Source organism: Ruegeria sp. BF8 (genome assembly GCF_056538625.1).
On record NZ_JBQFTL010000001.1, the window covers coordinates 953,739 to 971,601 of the forward strand.

18 protein-coding genes and 1 tRNA gene are annotated in these 17,863 nt (G+C 59.1%); 11 read left to right on the forward strand and 8 right to left on the reverse strand.

From position 1 onward, the window contains the following. Positions 1-48 precede the first annotated feature (48 nt). The 6 genes from sufC to ACR0LD_RS04740 all read left to right on the forward strand — a co-directional run bounded on the left by sufC (position 49) and on the right by ACR0LD_RS04740 (position 4,519). Positions 49-804 (forward strand): Fe-S cluster assembly ATPase SufC, encoded by a 756-nt coding sequence (gene sufC / locus ACR0LD_RS04715; protein WP_170357887.1) that lies wholly within the window; start codon positions 49-51, stop codon positions 802-804. Next, positions 804-2,084: a Fe-S cluster assembly protein SufD gene (sufD, locus tag ACR0LD_RS04720; protein WP_480635749.1), complete on the forward strand. Its 1,281-nt coding sequence runs from the start codon at positions 804-806 to the stop codon at positions 2,082-2,084. The genes sufC and sufD overlap by 1 nt, the downstream gene beginning before the upstream one ends. Next, positions 2,084-2,569, forward strand: a complete 486-nt coding sequence (locus tag ACR0LD_RS04725) for a YIP1 family protein (protein ID WP_170357884.1) — start codon at positions 2,084-2,086, stop codon at positions 2,567-2,569. The genes sufD and ACR0LD_RS04725 overlap by 1 nt, the downstream gene beginning before the upstream one ends. Continuing rightward, the gene (locus tag ACR0LD_RS04730; protein WP_480635751.1) at positions 2,566-3,132 is read left to right on the forward strand and encodes a Yip1 family protein; all 567 of its coding nucleotides are present in this window, start codon (positions 2,566-2,568) and stop codon (positions 3,130-3,132) included. The genes ACR0LD_RS04725 and ACR0LD_RS04730 overlap by 4 nt, the downstream gene beginning before the upstream one ends. An 11-nt stretch (positions 3,133-3,143) precedes the next feature. Further along, a complete protein-coding gene (locus ACR0LD_RS04735; protein ID WP_170367122.1) occupies positions 3,144-4,364 on the forward strand; it encodes a cysteine desulfurase in 1,221 nt (406 codons plus the stop codon). Between the two features lie 78 nt (positions 4,365-4,442). After that, positions 4,443-4,519: transfer RNA gene (locus tag ACR0LD_RS04740), tRNA-Arg, on the forward strand. 132 nt (positions 4,520-4,651) lie between these two features. Here ACR0LD_RS04740 and mepK read toward each other — a convergent pair. Beyond that, positions 4,652-5,221 carry a peptidoglycan L,D-endopeptidase MepK gene (gene mepK, locus ACR0LD_RS04745; RefSeq protein WP_170338571.1) on the reverse strand — a complete coding sequence of 190 codons (570 nt, stop codon included), beginning with the start codon at positions 5,219-5,221 and terminating at the stop codon, positions 4,652-4,654. 354 nt (positions 5,222-5,575) lie between these two features. On the opposite strand from mepK, the gene ACR0LD_RS04750 reads away from it, so the two are divergent. The 4 genes from ACR0LD_RS04750 to ACR0LD_RS04765 are packed head-to-tail and all read left to right on the forward strand — an operon-like array spanning position 5,576 to position 9,823. Further along, positions 5,576-7,186 carry a L,D-transpeptidase family protein gene (locus ACR0LD_RS04750; RefSeq protein WP_480635753.1) on the forward strand — a complete coding sequence of 537 codons (1,611 nt, stop codon included), beginning with the start codon at positions 5,576-5,578 and terminating at the stop codon, positions 7,184-7,186. Positions 7,187-7,223: 37 nt separating this feature from the next. Next, complete coding sequence (gene lpxD / locus ACR0LD_RS04755; protein ID WP_480635755.1) at positions 7,224-8,315, forward strand: UDP-3-O-(3-hydroxymyristoyl)glucosamine N-acyltransferase; 1,092 nt, start codon at positions 7,224-7,226, stop codon at positions 8,313-8,315. Positions 8,316-8,347: 32 nt separating this feature from the next. After that, positions 8,348-8,605, forward strand: a complete 258-nt coding sequence (locus ACR0LD_RS04760) for an acyl carrier protein (RefSeq protein ID WP_093962086.1) — start codon at positions 8,348-8,350, stop codon at positions 8,603-8,605. Positions 8,606-8,614: 9 nt separating this feature from the next. Continuing rightward, positions 8,615-9,823: a beta-ketoacyl-[acyl-carrier-protein] synthase family protein gene (locus ACR0LD_RS04765; RefSeq protein WP_093962085.1), complete on the forward strand. Its 1,209-nt coding sequence runs from the start codon at positions 8,615-8,617 to the stop codon at positions 9,821-9,823. A gap of 50 nt (positions 9,824-9,873) precedes the next feature. Here the strand turns inward: ACR0LD_RS04765 and ACR0LD_RS04770 are convergent, their stop codons facing one another. Beyond that, positions 9,874-10,485 carry an invasion associated locus B family protein gene (locus ACR0LD_RS04770; protein WP_170442725.1) on the reverse strand — a complete coding sequence of 204 codons (612 nt, stop codon included), beginning with the start codon at positions 10,483-10,485 and terminating at the stop codon, positions 9,874-9,876. A 468-nt stretch (positions 10,486-10,953) separates the two neighbouring features. On the opposite strand from ACR0LD_RS04770, the gene ACR0LD_RS04775 reads away from it, so the two are divergent. Further along, positions 10,954-12,501, forward strand: coding sequence for a helicase HerA-like domain-containing protein (locus ACR0LD_RS04775; RefSeq protein WP_480635758.1), 1,548 nt, complete (start codon positions 10,954-10,956; stop codon positions 12,499-12,501). Between the two features lie 42 nt (positions 12,502-12,543). Here the strand turns inward: ACR0LD_RS04775 and ACR0LD_RS04780 are convergent, their stop codons facing one another. The 6 genes from ACR0LD_RS04780 to ACR0LD_RS04805 all read right to left on the reverse strand — a co-directional run bounded on the left by ACR0LD_RS04780 (position 12,544) and on the right by ACR0LD_RS04805 (position 17,791). Beyond that, on the reverse strand, positions 12,544-12,798 hold the full coding sequence (locus ACR0LD_RS04780; RefSeq protein ID WP_093962083.1) for a hypothetical protein: 255 nt from the start codon (positions 12,796-12,798) through the stop codon (positions 12,544-12,546). A gap of 188 nt (positions 12,799-12,986) precedes the next feature. Then, positions 12,987-14,300, reverse strand: coding sequence for a branched-chain amino acid ABC transporter permease (locus ACR0LD_RS04785; RefSeq protein WP_170403078.1), 1,314 nt, complete (start codon positions 14,298-14,300; stop codon positions 12,987-12,989). Beyond that, entirely contained in the window at positions 14,297-15,307 is a 1,011-nt protein-coding gene (locus tag ACR0LD_RS04790) for a branched-chain amino acid ABC transporter permease (RefSeq protein ID WP_093962081.1), read from the reverse strand. The genes ACR0LD_RS04785 and ACR0LD_RS04790 overlap by 4 nt, the downstream gene beginning before the upstream one ends. Positions 15,308-15,517: 210 nt before the next feature. Beyond that, positions 15,518-15,847 (reverse strand): hypothetical protein, encoded by a 330-nt coding sequence (locus ACR0LD_RS04795; RefSeq protein ID WP_170338586.1) that lies wholly within the window; start codon positions 15,845-15,847, stop codon positions 15,518-15,520. Between the two features lie 328 nt (positions 15,848-16,175). Further along, positions 16,176-17,006, reverse strand: a complete 831-nt coding sequence (locus tag ACR0LD_RS04800) for an ABC transporter ATP-binding protein (RefSeq protein WP_170338588.1) — start codon at positions 17,004-17,006, stop codon at positions 16,176-16,178. Continuing rightward, positions 17,003-17,791, reverse strand: a complete 789-nt coding sequence (locus ACR0LD_RS04805; protein ID WP_093962961.1) for an ABC transporter ATP-binding protein — start codon at positions 17,789-17,791, stop codon at positions 17,003-17,005. Before ACR0LD_RS04805 ends, ACR0LD_RS04800 begins: the two co-directional genes overlap by 4 nt. Positions 17,792-17,863: the final 72 nt, after the last annotated feature.

Consider the following 17,863-nt stretch of genomic DNA (forward strand, 5'->3'; position numbering starts at 1 on the left):
GAACAGACCGGGGCCGGCGCGTCCCGACGATACGCAAAAGGACAAATCATGCTGGAAATCAAGAACCTGCACGTCAAACTTGAGGAAGAGGAAAAGCAGATCCTCAAGGGCGTGGATCTGACGGTCGAGGCCGGCAAGGTGCACGCGATCATGGGGCCGAACGGCTCGGGCAAATCGACGCTCAGCTATGTGCTGTCGGGCCGTGACGGGTATGAGGTCACTGAGGGTTCGGCGACTCTGGATGGCGCCGACCTGCTGGAGATGGAGCCGGAAGAGCGTGCCGCCGCCGGCGTGTTCCTGGCGTTCCAGTACCCGGTCGAGATCCCGGGCGTGGGCAACATGACGTTCCTGCGCACCGCCGTGAACGCCCAGCGCAAGGCGCGCGGCGAGGAAGAACTCTCGGCCGCGGATTTCCTCAAGCTGGTGCGCGAAAAGGCCAAGTCGCTGAAGATTGACGCCGACATGCTGAAACGCCCGGTGAACGTGGGCTTCTCGGGCGGCGAGAAGAAGCGCAACGAAATCCTGCAGATGGCGATGCTCGAGCCCAAGATGTGTATCTTGGACGAGACCGACTCGGGTCTGGATGTCGATGCCATGAAACTTGTTGCAGAAGGCGTGAACGCGCTGCGCGACGAAGGCCGTGGATTCCTGGTGATCACCCACTATCAGCGTCTGCTGGACCACATCAAACCCGACGTGGTGCACATCATGGCCGATGGCCGGATCGTCAAGACCGGCGGGCCCGAGCTGGCGCTGGAAGTCGAAAACAACGGTTACGCCGACATTCTTGCCGAGGTGAACTGATGGCCTTGCCCGACGTGAAACAATCCGCGACCGAGGCGCGGCTGGCCACGCTGCGCATGCCCGAAGCTGGCTGCACCCGCGATGCGCGCGAGGCGGCTCTGGCCCGGCTGCGCGCCATGGGTCTGCCCGGGCGGCGCGACGAGTATTGGAAATACACGCGTCCCGATACGCTGATTTCGCCCGAGGCCCCGGCGGCCGAGGTTTTCCACACCGACGAACCGATGGTCTTTGACGGGTTCGACCGCCTTAAAATCGTCTTCGTCGATGGCGTGTTCAGCCCCGAGGACAGCGATGACTTGACGCTGGAAGGCGTGAGCATCGACCGGCTTGAGGATATCTGCTGCAAGGACATCCACTGGGCCAAGCAACTGTACGGCGTGCTCGAGGAGCGGGGCCAGACCCCGGTTCAACGCCCGCTGGCGGCGCTGAACACCGCCTTTGCGCAGGACGGCGTGGCGATCCATGTGACCGGCAACCCGTCCAAGCCGATCAGTCTGATCTATCGCCACGACTCCGAGACCTCGGACGCGATCCTGCACCACGTGATCCGCGTGGAAAGCGGCGCCGAGGTGACGATTCTCGAGAATGGCCCGGCGGCCTCGCGGTTCAACAAGTGCATCGAGATCGACATCGCCGATGGCGGCACGCTGCACCATGTCCGGGCGCAGGGCAGGGACCATCAGCGCCGTGCTGCGACGCATATGTTCACCCGGTTGGGCAAGGACTCCGTCTACAAGTCTTTCACCCTGACCGTGAATGGTGTGCTGACGCGCAATGAACAGGTGGTCGAGCTGACCGGCGACGATGCGGTGGCGCATGTGGCCGGCGCCTGCGTGGGCGATGGCGACTTCCACCATGACGACACGGTGTTCATCACCCATGACGCGGTGAACTGCGAAAGCCGTCAGGTGTTCAAGAAGGTTCTGCGCAACGGCGCGACCGGCGTGTTCCAAGGCAAGATCCTGGTCAAGGAAGGCGCTCAGAAGACCGATGGCTACCAGATCAGCCAGTCTTTGCTGCTGGATGACGACAGTCAGTTCCTGGCCAAGCCCGAGCTTGAGATCTATGCCGACGACGTGGCCTGTTCGCATGGGTCGACCTCGGGTGCGATCGACGAGACCGCGCTGTTCTACCTGCGCTCGCGCGGGGTTCCGGCAAAGGACGCGACCAACATGCTGACGCTGGCCTTTTTGGCGGAAGCCGTTGAAGAGATCGAAGACGAAGCGCTGGCCGAGGACATCGTCTCGCGGCTGGAAGGCTGGTTGGCGCGGCACAGCTGATGCCGGTGACCACCGATATCGTCGCCTCGTATCGCGGGCCCGGTCGGGTGGTGCGTCGACTGCTGGACATGGGCCCGCGCGAAGACCGCGCGCTGGCCTTTGTCATGGCGTTCTGTGTGATTGGCTTTATCGCACAGTTGCCGGGCCTCGCGCGCCGTGCCCATCTTGAGGGGTTGGACCTGAACATGCTGATGGGTGGGGCCTTGCTGGGGTCGGTCTTCATTCTGCCGTTACTGCTTTACGTCCTTGCCTGGGGGACTTATCTGATTTCTCGCATGTTCGGCGGTGCAACCACGTCCTATCAGGCGCGGCTTGCGCTGTTCTGGGCTCTGCTCGCCTCATCGCCGCTGGTGTTGTTGAACGGGCTGGTGGCGGGTTTCATCGGTCCGGGCCCTGTCCAGACGCTGACCGGGGCCCTGTGGGTTGCGGTATTCGTCTGGTTCTGGTTTTCCGGATTTTCTCAAACACGAAGGGCGCCGGCATGAACGCCGCATTTCTGGGACATCTGGCCGTTCTGACACTGGCAAATCCGGCCGAGGCGGCAAGGCGTCTGTTGACCAGTGTACCCGGTCGGGATGTGCTTTGGACAGCGCTGGCATTGGTCGTTGTCCTGAACGCTTTGTCTCAATCACTGTCGACCCTTGTGTTTCCGGCGCTTGATCCATCGCTGGATATGGCGTTTGAACCGGTTGTGCAGTCGTTGGCGACTTCGGCCGGGGCCGTTCTCTTGGGCATCTTCGCGTTCTATTTTGTCGGCAGGATGCTTGGCGGCACCGGTAGCCTGGAAGGCATGATGCTGCTAATGGTCTGGCTGCAATTTCTGCAGATTCTGGGCCAATTGATCATCTTCGTCATGGTGATGGTTGCGCCGACGATGTTCCTGATCCTCGTATTGGGGATGAGCCTGTACAGCCTCTACATCAGCCTGCATTTCATCAATCAGGCGCACCACTTCCACTCGCTGGGCAAATCCTTCGTGGTCATCCTCATCTCGGGATTGCTGGCGATACCCTTCGTCCTGTTGATGACCCCAAGCGGGCCTGTTTAGGGAATTCGTTCATGTATGACGTCCAGAAAATCCGCGCCGATTTCCCGATCCTCTCGCGTGAGGTGAACGGGAAGCCGTTGACGTATCTCGACAATGGGGCCTCGGCGCAGAAACCTCAGGTGGTGATAGATGCAGTTACCAATGCCTATGCGCACGAGTATTCGAACGTGCATCGCGGATTGCACTACCTGTCGAACCTGGCGACCGAAAAGTACGAATCCGTCCGCGGAACCGTCGCCCGGTTTTTGAATGTCGCGAATGAGGATGAGATCGTCCTGAATTCCGGGACGACCGAGGGGATCAACCTAGTCGCCTATGGGTGGGCCATGCCGCGGATGCAGGCCGGCGACGAAATTGTTCTGAGCGTCATGGAGCATCATGCCAACATCGTACCCTGGCATTTTCTGCGCGAACGCCAGGGCGTCGTTCTGAAATGGGTGGACGTGGATGCAAGTGGTGCGCTGGATCCGCAGGCCGTGATCGACGCCATCGGGCCCAAGACCAAACTGGTGGCGGTGACCCAGTGTTCCAACGTTCTGGGTACCGTGGTTGACGTGAAGGCGATCACCGAAGGCGCCCATGCCAAAGGCGTGCCTGTGCTGGTCGACGGAAGCCAGGGCGCGGTTCACATGCCGGTGGATCTGCAGGATATCGGGTGCGATTTCTATGCTATTACCGGACACAAGCTGTACGGCCCCTCGGGGTCTGGCGCGATCTTCATCAAATCGGAACGTATGGCCGAGATGCGCCCCTTCATCGGAGGAGGCGATATGATCAAGGAGGTGTCGAAAGACACGGTGATCTACAACGATCCGCCGATGAAATTCGAAGCCGGCACTCCAGGTATCGTCCAGACGATCGGCATGGGCGTTGCGCTGGACTACATGATGAGTTTGGGGATGGACAACATCGCGGCCCATGAGGCGGGCTTGCGCGACTATGCAATGCAGCGCCTGACCGGGCTGAACTGGCTGCAGGTTCAGGGGACGACGCCCGACAAGGCCGCTATCTTCAGCTTTACGCTGGATGGTGCGGGCCACGCGCACGATGTATCCACTATTCTCGACAAGAAGGGCGTCGCCGTTCGGGCGGGGCACCATTGCGCCGGACCGTTGATGGATCATCTCGGGGTTACGGCCACTTGCCGCGCCAGTTTTGGTCTGTACAACACAACCGATGAGGTCGACACGCTGATCGATGCGCTGGAACTGGCGCACGAATTGTTTGCCTGATTGTTCGTCGCTAAACCGAGTTCCGACATGCAAAATCCAGTTGCACCCGGATCGGAACAAGGTTAGCTAACGGCCAACGCACCTGTAGCTCAGCTGGATAGAGCGCTGCCCTCCGAAGGCAGAGGCCAGAGGTTCGAATCCTCTCAGGTGCGCCACTTTCTTCCAGAGTTTCAAGGCGTAACGCTCCTGCGCCTGTGTATGTCACTGCCAGATGGGCGCTGCCGCAGCAAAAAGCCCCGGGCAGTGATGCGCCGGGGCTTTTTGCGGGGTCGGTGAGTGGTAGTGTATTAGCCGCGCCAGGAGCGAACGTCGCCGCAGTCCATGTGCACGAAATTTGATCCATAGTATTGGCCGACACCGCCGGCACGGCATGAAATGGCTGCCTTGGCCATCTGTGAGACCGAGCGGGAGGCAAGCCGCAGATCCGCAGCCTGGCCTTTGACGTGGAGAGAGTTCTTGGCGACACCGCGCGACCGGCGGCGCAGCATGGCGTTGGTCTGCGGAGAACGGTATCCCGACAACAGCATGTAGGGCTCGTTCACATCCAGAAGGTTGTGGGCCGCGGCCATGATGTCGATCGTGCGCAGATCCATGTCCTTTGACTGATCGGTGCGCCAGTCACGCATGAAGTGGTTGATTTCCTTGACCGCGTCTTTGACGTATTTGCCATCGACCCAGTAGATCATATCCAAACGCTCTCCGGTACGACCCGAATACATACGGATCCTGCGGATGTCTCCGCCCCCGCGAAGGAAGCCTGCTGCGTTTGAGTAGGTTGGTGCTGCAACAACTGCCGTTGCCGCGAATGCGCCCAATAGGGCACGCCGGGTCATCCCCGAGGTACTGCTCTTGGTCATAGCGTGTTTCGTCCCGTACAGTTCCTGCCTGCACACGATGTTACGTGCGCTTTCTTAATTCTTTCCCATCCCAGATGCGGATTTTATGCCACAGAGGGATTCTTGCGCCAAGCGATCTTTTGGTCTTGTGCTTTCTTACGGGGAATTTTCGGCGAAAATCTGCGCAAGTGACAAAAAATGTGGCGAACAGGCCTGAATCCCTTTCGTTTTTTTCCAGACGATGCAATCGCGCATCAGGGGGCCAGCGGTGTGATGTGCTGTTGGAAATGTGAGTGGACAATCCCCCGAGGCGTGAAACATAATTGTCGGACGCAAAAACTAGTGTTCCAAGTTATTGAAAACCAAGGCTATCCCATGAATTCTGTCCGTCGGACCTGTACGATTTTTCTGTTTGCCGCAAGCATCGCCGTGTCGGCCACATCCGTTCAGGCGGCTCCGACCCAGGCTGAGAGTTTCGCGTTTCGGATGGCTGTGGCGGAAAGCGCAGAGACAACCCCGGAAATCGCGTCCTTTTATCGAGAACAGGAATTCGCGCCGATTTGGGTCGGTCCTACCTCTGATCACGCGGCGCGTCGGTCGGCACTTATCAAAGCATTGTCCCATGCTCAGATGCATGGGCTTCCGGCCGAACGATATGACGTTGATGGCCTGATGGCGAAGATGCAGAGCGCTCGGTCAAACCGCGATCTCGGGGCGCTTGAGGCTGCGCTGAGCGAGGCGTTTGTCCGCTATGCGCAGGATATTCAGTCCGGGCTGCTGCGCCCGGCTCAGATCGACGCCGGCCTCGTGCGTGCGGTCGAACGGAAGCCAGCCTCGGATCATCTTGCGGCGATGATGAAATCCACCGACGGCTCTTATCTCGCGCAGCTTCCGCCGCAGTCCAGCCAGTACCGGGCGCTGCTCAAGCAGAAGATGGCGCTGCAGTCACTGAACGAACATGGTGAATGGGGGCCGACCGTTCCAACCGGAAAATACGAACGCGGCGATACGGGGCCGAGCGTCATAAAACTGCGTAATCGTTTGGTTGCGATGGGGTTCCTCAAGCCCACGGCCAGCCCGGAATATGACGACTCCATGGTGGCAGCGGTGCAAGCCTTCCAACGCGCCCATGGACTTGAACCAGATGGTGTCGCCGGCCAGGGAACGATTGCCGAAATCAACCGGTCACCTTCTGACCGACTCAAGGCGGTGATGGTTGCGATGGAACGTGAACGCTGGCTCCCTCGCGAGAGGGGCGCACGGCATGTTCTGGTCAATCAGGCCGACTTTTCCGCGAAAATCGTCGACGATGGTCGGGTGACATTTGAAACACGTGCGGTGATCGGCAAAAACACCAGCGATCGTCAAAGCCCCGAATTTTCGGATGTGATGGAGCACATGGTGATCAATCCCAGCTGGCATGTGCCGCGCTCGATCATCACCAAGGAATACCTGCCGAAGTTGCGGGCCAACCCCAATGCCGTCCGGCATCTTGAGATCACCGATCGGCGCGGGCGCCAGGTGAACCGCAATGCGGTGGACTTCAACCAGTTCACGGCTCGCAGCTTCCCGTTTGCGATGCGCCAGCCTCCGGGGCAGAGCAACGCTTTGGGGCTGGTCAAGTTCATGTTCCCCAACAAGTACAACATCTATCTGCACGACACCCCGCAGAAGAGCCTGTTCGCACGCGAAGTGCGCGCCTTCTCTCACGGGTGCATTCGTTTGGCGCAACCTTTTGATTTCGCCTATGCTTTGCTGGCAAAACAGGAAGAGGATCCCAAGGCCTTTTTCCACAGGGTGCTGGGTACCGGACGTGAAACCAAGGTTGACCTCAAACAGCCGGTTCCGGTTCATCTGATTTACCGCACCGCATTCGTCGGGCCGAAGGGCGACGTGCAGTATCGGCGCGATGTCTATGGTCGGGACCAGAAGATTTGGGATGCCCTGCAAAAAGCAGGGGTGGCCCTGCCGAACGTTCAGGGGTAAGCACAGGGCCCTAAATCCTGCGACAAGGAAGCCCGCGATGCAGTTCACCTTACAGCAAATCGCCGATGCTCTGGGGGCGCCGGCCGAGGGAAACACCAGCCTGACGATTCTGAGGGCGGCCGAGCCCAAGGATGCTGGTCCGACCGATCTGGCTATGGCGATGGCTCCGAAATACGCCGAGGCCCTGGCTGAGGGTCAGGCGCGCTGCGCCGTTCTGTGGGAAGGCGCCGACTGGCGCGCACTGGGTCTGGAGGGCGCCGTGTTCGTCGGCCGCCCCCGTATGGCAATGGCCGGAATTACCACGATGCTGGACCGGGGGCAGGGTATCGCACCTGGGATCCATCCTTCGGCGGTCGTGGACCCGACGGCCGAGATCGCCGGAGATGTGTCCATCGGGCCTCTGGCCGTTGTTGGCCCCCGGGCCCGCATCGGATCAGGAACGGTGATTGGCGCCCAGTGCCACGTTGGTATGGATGTCGTGTTGGGCCAGAACTGCCTGTTGCGCGAAATGGTCAGCATCGGCGCGCGTGCCATCATCGGCGATCGCTTTGTTGCGCAACCCGGAGCCAGGATCGGCGGGGATGGGTTCAGCTTTGTCACGCCCGAGGTGTCTGGTGTGGAAAACGTGCGCAAGACCATGGGCGACGCCGGAGACGCCAAGGCGCAGAGCTGGTTGCGCATCCATTCGCTTGGTGCGGTCCAGATCGGCAATGATGTCGAAGTTGGCGCGAACTGCACCATCGACAACGGCACAATCCGCAACACCGTCATCGGAGACGGCTCCAAGTTGGACAATCTTGTTCATGTCGGGCACAACACCCAGGTCGGCAGGGACTGTTTGCTGTGCGGTCAAACCGGCGTGTCCGGTTCGGTCGAGATCGGCAACAACGTGGTTTTGGGTGGCCAGACCGGAGTCGTCGACAATATCTTCATTGGTGACGGCGTGATCGCGGGCGGCGGAACCAAGGTACTTTCGAATGTCCCGGCAGGTCGTGTGATCATGGGCTATCCGGGCGTGAAAATGGAAACGCACACCGAAATCTACAAGGCGCAGCGTCGGCTTCCTCGCATGGCCCGTGACGTAGAGGCGCTTAAAAAGACGGTTTTCAAACCCTCGTCGAGCGATTAAATCAACCGCAACGCGACAATCAGGGGAACGACATGAGCATCAGCGACCGCGTCATCGCAATCATTGCAGAGCAGGCCGTGCTGGAGCCGTCCGACGTGACGCCCGAAAGCTCTCTGGAAGATCTCGGAATCGATAGCATGGGCCTGGTTGAAAGCATCTTTGCTATCGAGGAAGAATTCGACATCTCGATCCCCTTCAACGCCAACGAACCGACGGCAAGTGATTTCGACATCTCGAATGTTGCAGCGATCATTGCCGGGATCGAAAAACTGGTCGCGGAAAAGGTCTGATCCGCGGTCATGAAACGGGTTGTCATTACCGGCGCTGGCACGATCAATTCGCTGGGCCATTCCGTGCCCGACACCCTGGAAGCGATGCGCGAAGGCCGTTGCGGCATTTCCGAGCTTGAATTTCGTGACGTCGACCGACTGAGCATCAAAATTGGCGGCCAGGTCCGCGGGTTCGAGGCCGAGGGCCGGTTCAATCGTCAGCAGATGGCTCTGTATGACCGTTTCACGCAATTCACTCTGACTGCGGCCAAAGAGGCGATCGACCAGTCGGGGCTGGAGTTTCACGGCGAATTGGCCGTTCGGTCGGGGGTCGTTCTGGGAACGGCCGGTGGTGGTGTTTCGACCTGGGATGACAACTACCGCTCGGTCTACGAAGACGGGAAGAACCGGGTCCATCCGTTCGTCGTGCCGAAGCTGATGAACAACGCGGCCGCAAGCCACATTTCGATGGAGCACAACCTCAAAGGCCCCAGTTTTACCGTTTCGACGGCCTGTGCATCGTCCAACCACGCGATGGCGCTGGCGTTCCAGATGGTGCGCAGTGGCGCCGCCCCGGCGATGATTACCGGTGGGTCGGAGTCCATGTTGTGTTTTGGCGGGGTCAAGGCTTGGGAAGGCCTTCGGGTTATGTCGAAGGACGCGTGCCGGCCGTTCAGCGCAAATCGCAATGGCATGGTTCAGGGCGAGGGCGCCGGTGTGTTCGTATTCGAGGAATACGAACATGCGCGTGCTCGCGGCGCTGAAATCCTGTGTGAGGTTGCGGGCTATGCGATGTCTTCGGACGCGACGGATATCGTGATGCCCAGCAAACAGGGCGCGGCCCGCGCCATGGCCGGGGCCTTGAAGGACGCGGGGCTGAACGCAAGTGACGTGGGTTATATCAACGCCCACGGCACCGGAACCGCCGCCAATGACAAGACCGAGTGCGCAGCAGTCGCGGATGTATTTGGACGCCATGCCGACGATCTGATGATCTCGTCGACCAAATCCATGCACGGCCACCTTATCGGCGGAACCGGCGCGGTTGAACTGTTGGCCTGTATCATGGCCGTCCGTGACGGCGTGATTGCTCCGACCATCGGGTATGAAGAACCCGACCCGGAATGCGCCTTGGACGTCGTACCAAACGAGGCGCGCGAAGCCGAGGTGAATGTGGCATTGAGCAACGCCTTTGCGTTTGGCGGTCTGAACGCGGTCTTGGCCCTCAAGAAGGTATGAAAAAAGCCGCCATCGGGGGATGGCGGCTTTGGTCATTCATCTTGGCGTGATCAGTTGGTGTTGACCTGCAGGCCGTCAAAGGCAGCGGTAAATCCGCTCAGCGACAGATCCATGTTGATAACCTGATCGGGGGCGCGGGCGGGCACCAGTGAAATGGTAGCCTTCGTTCCTGCTTTCATCGCGTCAATGTCGCCTTGGGTCAGACCCAGCTGGGCAACGCAACCGACCGGAACACAATGGTGATAGTTGTACAGCTTGCGCGGCGCGCCATCGATCGAGATAGCCAGTTGTGCCTGCAGCAGGGTTTCCAGCGGAACAATGACGTTTGCCCAGGCTGCGGCGGCACCACCGGCGGGCAGCTTGCCAACGGTGATCTCGGCCAGAGGTTCATTCTGCGCACCGTTGAGAATCTGAACCATCGCGCAGGGGTCATCGCCGGACTGCGCCTTGATGCAGGAGATCTCCCAGTCGCCCGACTTCTCGCGGACATATTGCTCGCCGACACGCGGGCCGCTTTGCCCCAGATCCAGGTCGGAGCCGGTATCTGTGGTCTGACCGGCTTGGGTCTGCTCTTGAGTTTCAGTCGTGGCTTCCTGGGCGAACGCGCCTGAGCCCAGCAATGCAGCCGTTACCAGGGTGGCTGGAACAAGTTTGGTGATCATCAGTGCCTCATTGTGCTGATACAGCTTTTTCAAACGTCTCTAGCATTCCTGCTCGGCCATGTCAGTTGCAAAGCGCGCGCCACACGCGGGATTGGACGGATTTTCGCCGACCCATCATAGGCCACCTGAAGTGACGCCGGGAAGCCTTTGAGTACAAACGACAAAGGGAGCCGTACGAGCGGCTCCCTTCAATCAATGTATCTCCCCGTCGGACTGGCCGACTTAGTTATGCCCGAACGTTACGAGAGGCGAACCCAGTGGTCAACTGCTAACAGCGAAATTTAATGTTTCCACAAGCAGAAACTTGGCAATTTCAAAAAAAGGGCTGTGCCCGAAAGCACAGCCAGTCGACAGGGAGGAAGTTTGCCCACCACACGAGGGAATTGCGAGGCGGGCAAAATCACTATCGCAGTCAAAGGTTAAGTTTGTATGGTGGTGCCGGGACGCTAAGTTTTGGGACGTATCAATATGACGGAAAACGTTTTTGTCGGCGGTGGCGGTGTTGAATACAAGCAGCCGCAGGGTTTGACGCTGAAATATGCAAACCGGCACGGTCTGATTGCCGGTGCAACGGGGACGGGCAAGACCGTGACCCTGCAAATCCTGGCCGAAGGGTTCTCGCAGCAGGGTGTTCCTGTTTTCCTGTCAGACGTCAAAGGTGACCTGTCCGGACTGGCGCGTCCCGGTAGCCCCGATCACAAGTTGCACCAGGCCTTCATGGACCGTGCCCAGCGCATCGGGTTTGCCGACTATTCCTATGCCGCGTGCCCAGTCACGTTCTGGGATCTGTTTGGTGAGCAAGGCCACCCTGTCCGGACAACGGTTACCGAGATGGGGCCGCTGTTGTTTTCCCGGCTTCTGGACCTGAGCGAAGCGCAGGAAGGTGTGCTGAACATCGCCTTCCGGGTTGCGGATGAAGAAGGGATGCCGCTGCTAGATCTCAAGGACCTGCAGGCTCTTCTGGTCTGGATTGGTGAAAACCGGTCGCAGCTGTCCTTGCGTTATGGAAATGTCTCGACCGCTTCGATCGGCGCCATACAGAGACGATTGCTGGTGTTGGAAAACCAAGGAGGCGCACGGCTGTTTGGTGAGCCCGCGCTCGAACTGTCGGATTTGATGCGCCAGGATGAAAACGGCCACGGGATGGTCAACATCCTCGCTTCTGACAAGCTGATGGGCGCGCCCGGGCTGTATGCCACGTTCCTTTTGTGGCTGCTGAGCGAACTGTTCGAAGAACTGCCCGAAGTCGGCGATCCCGACAAGCCCAAGCTGGTCTTTTTCTTCGACGAAGCCCATCTGTTGTTCGATGATGCGCCCAAGGTTCTGGTGGACAAGGTCGAGCAGGTCGCGCGATTGATCCGATCCAAGGGCGTTGGAGTTTACTTCATTACTCAGAATCCGGCCGATATTCCCGAAGATATCCTCGGGCAGTTGGGCAACCGCGTCCAACATGCTTTGCGCGCATTCACCGCGCGCGATCGCAAGAATTTGCGGCTGGCCGCGGAAACCTATCGGGAAAACCCGGCCTTCGACACGGAAACCGCGATCCGGGAAGTCGGAGTGGGCGAGGCGTTGACCTCGATGCTCGAACGGAAGGGTGCGCCCGGTATGGTCGAGCGGACATTGATACGTCCGCCGGGTTCACAACTGGGGCCGATTGCCGACGCCGAGCGCAAGGCTGTGATGGCGGCGTCTCCGATGGCCGGAAAGTACGAAACGCTTCTAGATCGCAAATCGGCATTCGAAATCCTGCAGGCGCGCGCGGCGAAGGCCGCGGCCGAGGCCGAGGAAGCCGAACCCGAGGAGCAAGACGACACCCGGTCGGTGTCCGAGCGGGAGTATTCGGCGGCGCGCAGATACAGCGGCAGCAGAGTAGGGCGATCGTCTGCACGATCGGTCCGAAAGCAAGACAGCTTTGCCTCTGCCATGAGCGAGGCAGTCATCAAAGAGCTGAAAGGAACCACAGGACGCCGCATCGTTCGCGGCATTCTGGGCGGGCTGTTTCGCAACCGTTGAGTTTCATCGCCCTGCCAGCCGGAACTGGCGGGGCGTGCCGCGTCAGCGCTTGAGGCGCCGCTGTCCTTCCTGCTGGCAATAGGCGTCAGCTTCGGGAACCGACATCTTGGTGGCCGGGAAATCAATCGCGCGATCCCAGTCAACCCGATCCTGGCGATACAGTTGGCAGGTCACGACGCCCTTGGGCGTCTGTACCTGGACGGGTGTGGTTTCCAGTTCACGGGGGCTTGGGATACATCCGGCCACAACAGCCAGGACCGGAACCATAAGGGCAATTTTCTTTGTGGAAGTCTTCATGGTGCAAGAACTTTTCTTCTGGGTCAGAGTTTACTCGTTAAGATCGGCGCATCAGGTGAGTGGTGTTTCGAACAATATGCGCCGATATGGTTCATAGAGTGTGAATGCGTCTATTGATTTTTCAAGCCGCAATCAAGAAACCGCGCCATTCGCATGGCGCGGCCTGACGGTTTCGTGATGAAAGATGTCTACTTCTCGGGGATCAGGCCCCTTGGGCTGAATCTGAGAACAATCAGCAGGATAAGCCCCATAGTGAACAGGCGCATATGTGCCGTGCTTTCGATCAGGTGGGCCTTAAGCGCGCTGCCATCTGGCATGCTGGAAGTGATCAGGTTCATAAGCCACAGACCGATCGGTTCGACCTCGACCCACAGGAACCAGATCAGAAAGGCCCCCAGGACCGAGCCGAAGTTGTTACCGGAACCGCCGACGATCACCATCACCCAGACAAGGAAGGTGAACCGGAGCGGTTGGTAGGCGCTGGGTGTCAGCTGGCCGTCCAGCGTCGTCATCATCGCCCCGGCAATGCCACAGATGGCCGAGCCCAGAACGAAGATCTGCAGATGACGGCGGGTGACGTCCTTACCCATGGCTTCGGCGGCGACCTCGTTGTCGCGGATCGCGCGCATCATGCGGCCCCACGGGCTTTTGAGCGCCATCTGAGCCATCCAGAGCAGGATGAGAAGCACGATCAGGAACAGGAATGCATAACCCAGTTTCACCCACAGGGTCGAAGCGGTCACCGGGTCCAGCCCGAATGAGGCTGCACGTTCGACGAAGGACGGGTCGCTCTGCAGGTCAATCTCATAGCCCACGATAGGTGAGGGGCGGGGGATGCCGTAGACGTTCTTGACCCCTCGGGCCAGCCAGTCCTCGTTTTTCATGATCGCAATGATGATCTCGGCGATGCCCAGCGTGGCAATCGCAAGGTAGTCCGAGCGCAGACCCAACGCCGTCTTGCCAATCAGCCAGGCAGCGCCCGCGGCCAACAGCCCTCCCGCCGGCCATGCAAGCAGCACTGGAAGATTCAGTCCGCCGATATTTCCGGCAATGGCTGGGTCGATGGCTTCGACGGCTGCGATGCTCGGGTCGAACACCGCGCGATAGACGAAGAACCCGACGATGAGGATTGCGATGATCGCCAGCGTTCGTGCCCGGCCCTTGGGCATTTTTTGCGCGGCCATCACGGCTGCGACAACGGTCGCCGCCCCCAGCAGAAGCGCCAGCACGATCCCGTATCCGCCCGCGGACCAGGCTCCGGGTGTCGGAGGGGTAGAGACCAGCACAACCGCAAGTCCGCCCAGCGCAACAAAACCCATGACGCCGACATTGAACAGTCCGGCAAAGCCCCATTGCAGGTTCACACCGATCGCCATGATCGCGGAAATCAGACCCATGTTCAGAATCAAGATCGCCGTGTTCCAGCTTTGAACGAAACCGGTCAGCAGGATCAGCCCGCCGACAATCACGAAAAGCAGGGTGTTTTTGACTGCTTCGTTCATACCGCTTTCCCCTTGAACAGACCTGTTGGCTTGAACAGAAGCACGATCAGCAGAATGACGAAGCTGACGGCGAATTTGTAATCGGTGGACAGGAACTGCACCAGGCCCGAAGGTTCCAGGCTTTCCGGGGCAAGGTAAGTCAGCACCTTCTTCCAGGCATAAGTGATCGTGACTTCGGAAAAGGCGATAATGAATCCGCCTGCGATAGCCCCAATCGGGTTACCCAATCCGCCCACGATGGCCGAGGCAAAGATCGGCAGAAGCAGCTGGAAATAGACGAATGGCTTGAAGCTCTTGTCCAGCCCATAGAGAACCCCGGCCGTCGTGGCCAGTGCCGCAACGATGATCCAGGTGATCATCACCACACGTTCCGGGTTGATGCCGGACAACAAGGCCAGATCCTCGTTGTCGGAATAAGCGCGCATCGACTTACCGGTGCGGGTCTTGTTGAGGAACCAGAACAGCAAGGCGACGGCAACGACGGCGACGATCACGGTGATACCCTGCGAGGTCTTGATCGCAAGCCCCTCATCCAGCCCGGTCATCTTTTTGAAATCCCGCGCAGAAATCAGGAACCGTGCCCCATCCGAGAACCTTTGGTCATCGGGGCCGATGATGAAGCGCACCAGCCCATTCATGATGAACATCACGCCCATGGACACGATCACCAGGATCACAGGTTTGGCCTTTTGCTCGCGGTAGAACCGATAGACCAGCCTGTCGGTGATCAGCACCAGAAGGATGCACCCCAGGATCGCAAACGGAAGCGCCAGAAGCGCCGTCGGCAGGGGCCCGAACCCGATCCCTGCGGCCTGAAGACCCCAGGTGACCAGCACGGCAATCATTGCGCCGAAGGCCATCGTATCCCCGTGGGCAAAGTTGGAAAACCGCAGGATGCCGTAGATCAGGGTGACCCCCAGCGCCCCAAGTGCCAACTGGCTGCCATAGGCAACCGCAGGCACGATCACAAAGTTCGCAAGCGCAACAAGCGCATTCAGTAGGTCCATTATGTTCTTCTCACTGTCCGGGTGCGGCTTTATGGCATGACGCCGACAAAAGACACAACAATTTGGAGCATGATTTTTGCGGCTTTGTGCATGTTTTTATGCGGTTTGGCGGACATTGATCACGTGCGCTCCGACCGTCTGCCGATCCCCGAAAGAAAAAGACCGCGCCACCATGTGGGACGCGGCCTGAAATCGCAGATGATTGCGGGACTAGGCTCCTGTTTCCGTGCATTGGCCGCGGTCATTCTGAAGGACCGGACGGCGAATGGACAGGTTGTAGGACAGATCAGGGCTTTTGACGAAGAAGGTCATGACATGCTGTTCGGTCGCCAGGATGAACGTCATGTTGTTCAGTCCAGGAAACACCTGAGCATCCCCGGTCGTGTCACCGAATTTGACCGATCCCTTTTGCTCGCCTTCAAGCCGTGTCAGCCGGTACTCGGTTCCATCAATATCCGATATGCACACAAATTCGCGTTGCTGAGCCACAGCGCCAGTTGCCAAGTGTGCGACCAGTGCGGCGATCATCCATTTCTTCATTTAGACTTCCAATTACTGTGCCCCCAACCGGGGCGCGTTTCGGGGATTGGTGTAGTGGTTCAGGCGCAGCGATATTTTTGAAATTTGACCTGATTAAAGCAGCAGATAGGCATTCCGGGAATTTCCACAGGCTTTTTGAAGCGGTGCACTGCCAGGAAATAATTTTTATTTTTCAGATGCCTAGTAAGGGTTCTCAGGAAGAAGGGTGTGGCCGGAAACACCTATTGCCATCTTCTGGCCTTCAATTTTGCGCAAAGCGATCAAGCAAAAGGGCCAGTCGAGAATCCCGACCGGCCCCATGAAAAAACCGAATTCTGAAAACCGTCGGTTAGCCGCCCAAAAACGACTTGCGCACTTCCTCGTCCGCCAGCAGTTCCTTACCGGTTCCCGTGTATGCATTGCGGCCTTGGACCAGCACATAGCCCTTGTCGGCGATCTCAAGTGCCTGGCGGGCATTCTGCTCGACCATCAGGATCGGAAGGCCAGTGCGCGACACTTCGATGATGCGGTCGAACAGTTCGTCCATCACGATCGGCGAAACGCCCGCAGTCGGTTCGTCCAGCATCAGCACTTTGGGCTTGGTCATAAGCGCGCGGCCGACGGCCACTTGTTGGCGCTGACCGCCCGAGAGCTCGCCCGCCGCCTGGTTGCGTTTGTCTCTCAGGATCGGGAACAGCTCAAACACCTGTTCCATCGTGTCCGAGAAATCATCCGTGCGGATGAACGCGCCCATTTCCAGATTTTCCTGAACCGTCATCGAGGTGAAAATGTTCTGCGTTTGGGGCACAAAGCCCATGCCTTTGATCACCCGGTCCTGCGGGCTGAGGTTGGTGATGTCCTCTCCATCCAACCGCACCGATCCGGCGCGCACGTCCAGCATGCCGAAGACGGCCTTCATCGCGGTGGATTTGCCAGCGCCGTTGGGGCCGACGATCACGGCGATTTCGCCCTTGTCCACGGCGATCGTACAATCGTGCAGAATGTCGGGGCCTTTGCCGTACCCGCCGGTCATGGTGTCACCGATCAGGAATGGACCGCCTTCTACCCGGTGGGTCTTGCCGCTGACCCGATGGGCCGGCGTCATTGTGCCGATGCCATGCGTGTTGGTAATCGAGGCGTCCTTGTTGCCCTTGTCGTCCTGATAGGGATTGTCGCTCATGCCCCGGCCTCCAACTGGTCTTTGTTCTTGAGACCAGTGCCCAGATAGGCCTCGATGACGTGCTCGTTGGCCTTGATCTCGTCCAGCGTGCCTTGCGCAAGCACCTTGCCCTCGGCCATGCAGATCACCGGATCGCAGATCTTGCCAATGAAATCCATGTCGTGTTCGATCACGACGAAGGTATAGCCGCGTTCCTTGTTCAGACGCAGGATCGTATCGGCGATGGTCATCAGCAGGGTGCGGTTGACGCCTGCGCCGACCTCATCCAGGAACACGATCTTGGCGTCCACCATCATCGTGCGACCCAGTTCCAACAGCTTTTTCTGGCCGCCCGAGACCTGACCCGCCTTGTGGTCGGCCAAATGTTCGATGGTTAGGAACTCCAGCACCTCGTCGGCTTTGGCGCGCAGGGCGCGTTCCTCATCCGCAATCCGCTTGCGGCCGAACCATGTGTTCCACAGCGATTCACCGGATTGGCCACCGGGGACCATCATCAGGTTTTCGCGGCATGTCATCGACGAGAACTCGTGCGCGATCTGGAACGTGCGCAACAGCCCCTTGTGAAACAGATCATGGGGCGGCAGGCCGGTGATGTCTTCGCCATCCATCCAGACCTTGCCGCTGGTCGGAGGCAGAACACCCGCGATCACATTGAAAAGAGTGGTTTTTCCGGCCCCGTTTGGACCGATCAGGCCAGTAATCGAGCCCTTTTCGATCTCCAGCGATGCCCCGTCCACCGCATGGAAACCGCCGAAATGCTTGTGCACGTCCTCGACGACGATCATGTGTTCCCCTGTCCGCGGCTTTCGCGGTTCTTCGTGTTGCCCCATCCTCAAGATAAGGTGGCGCCTTTTGTC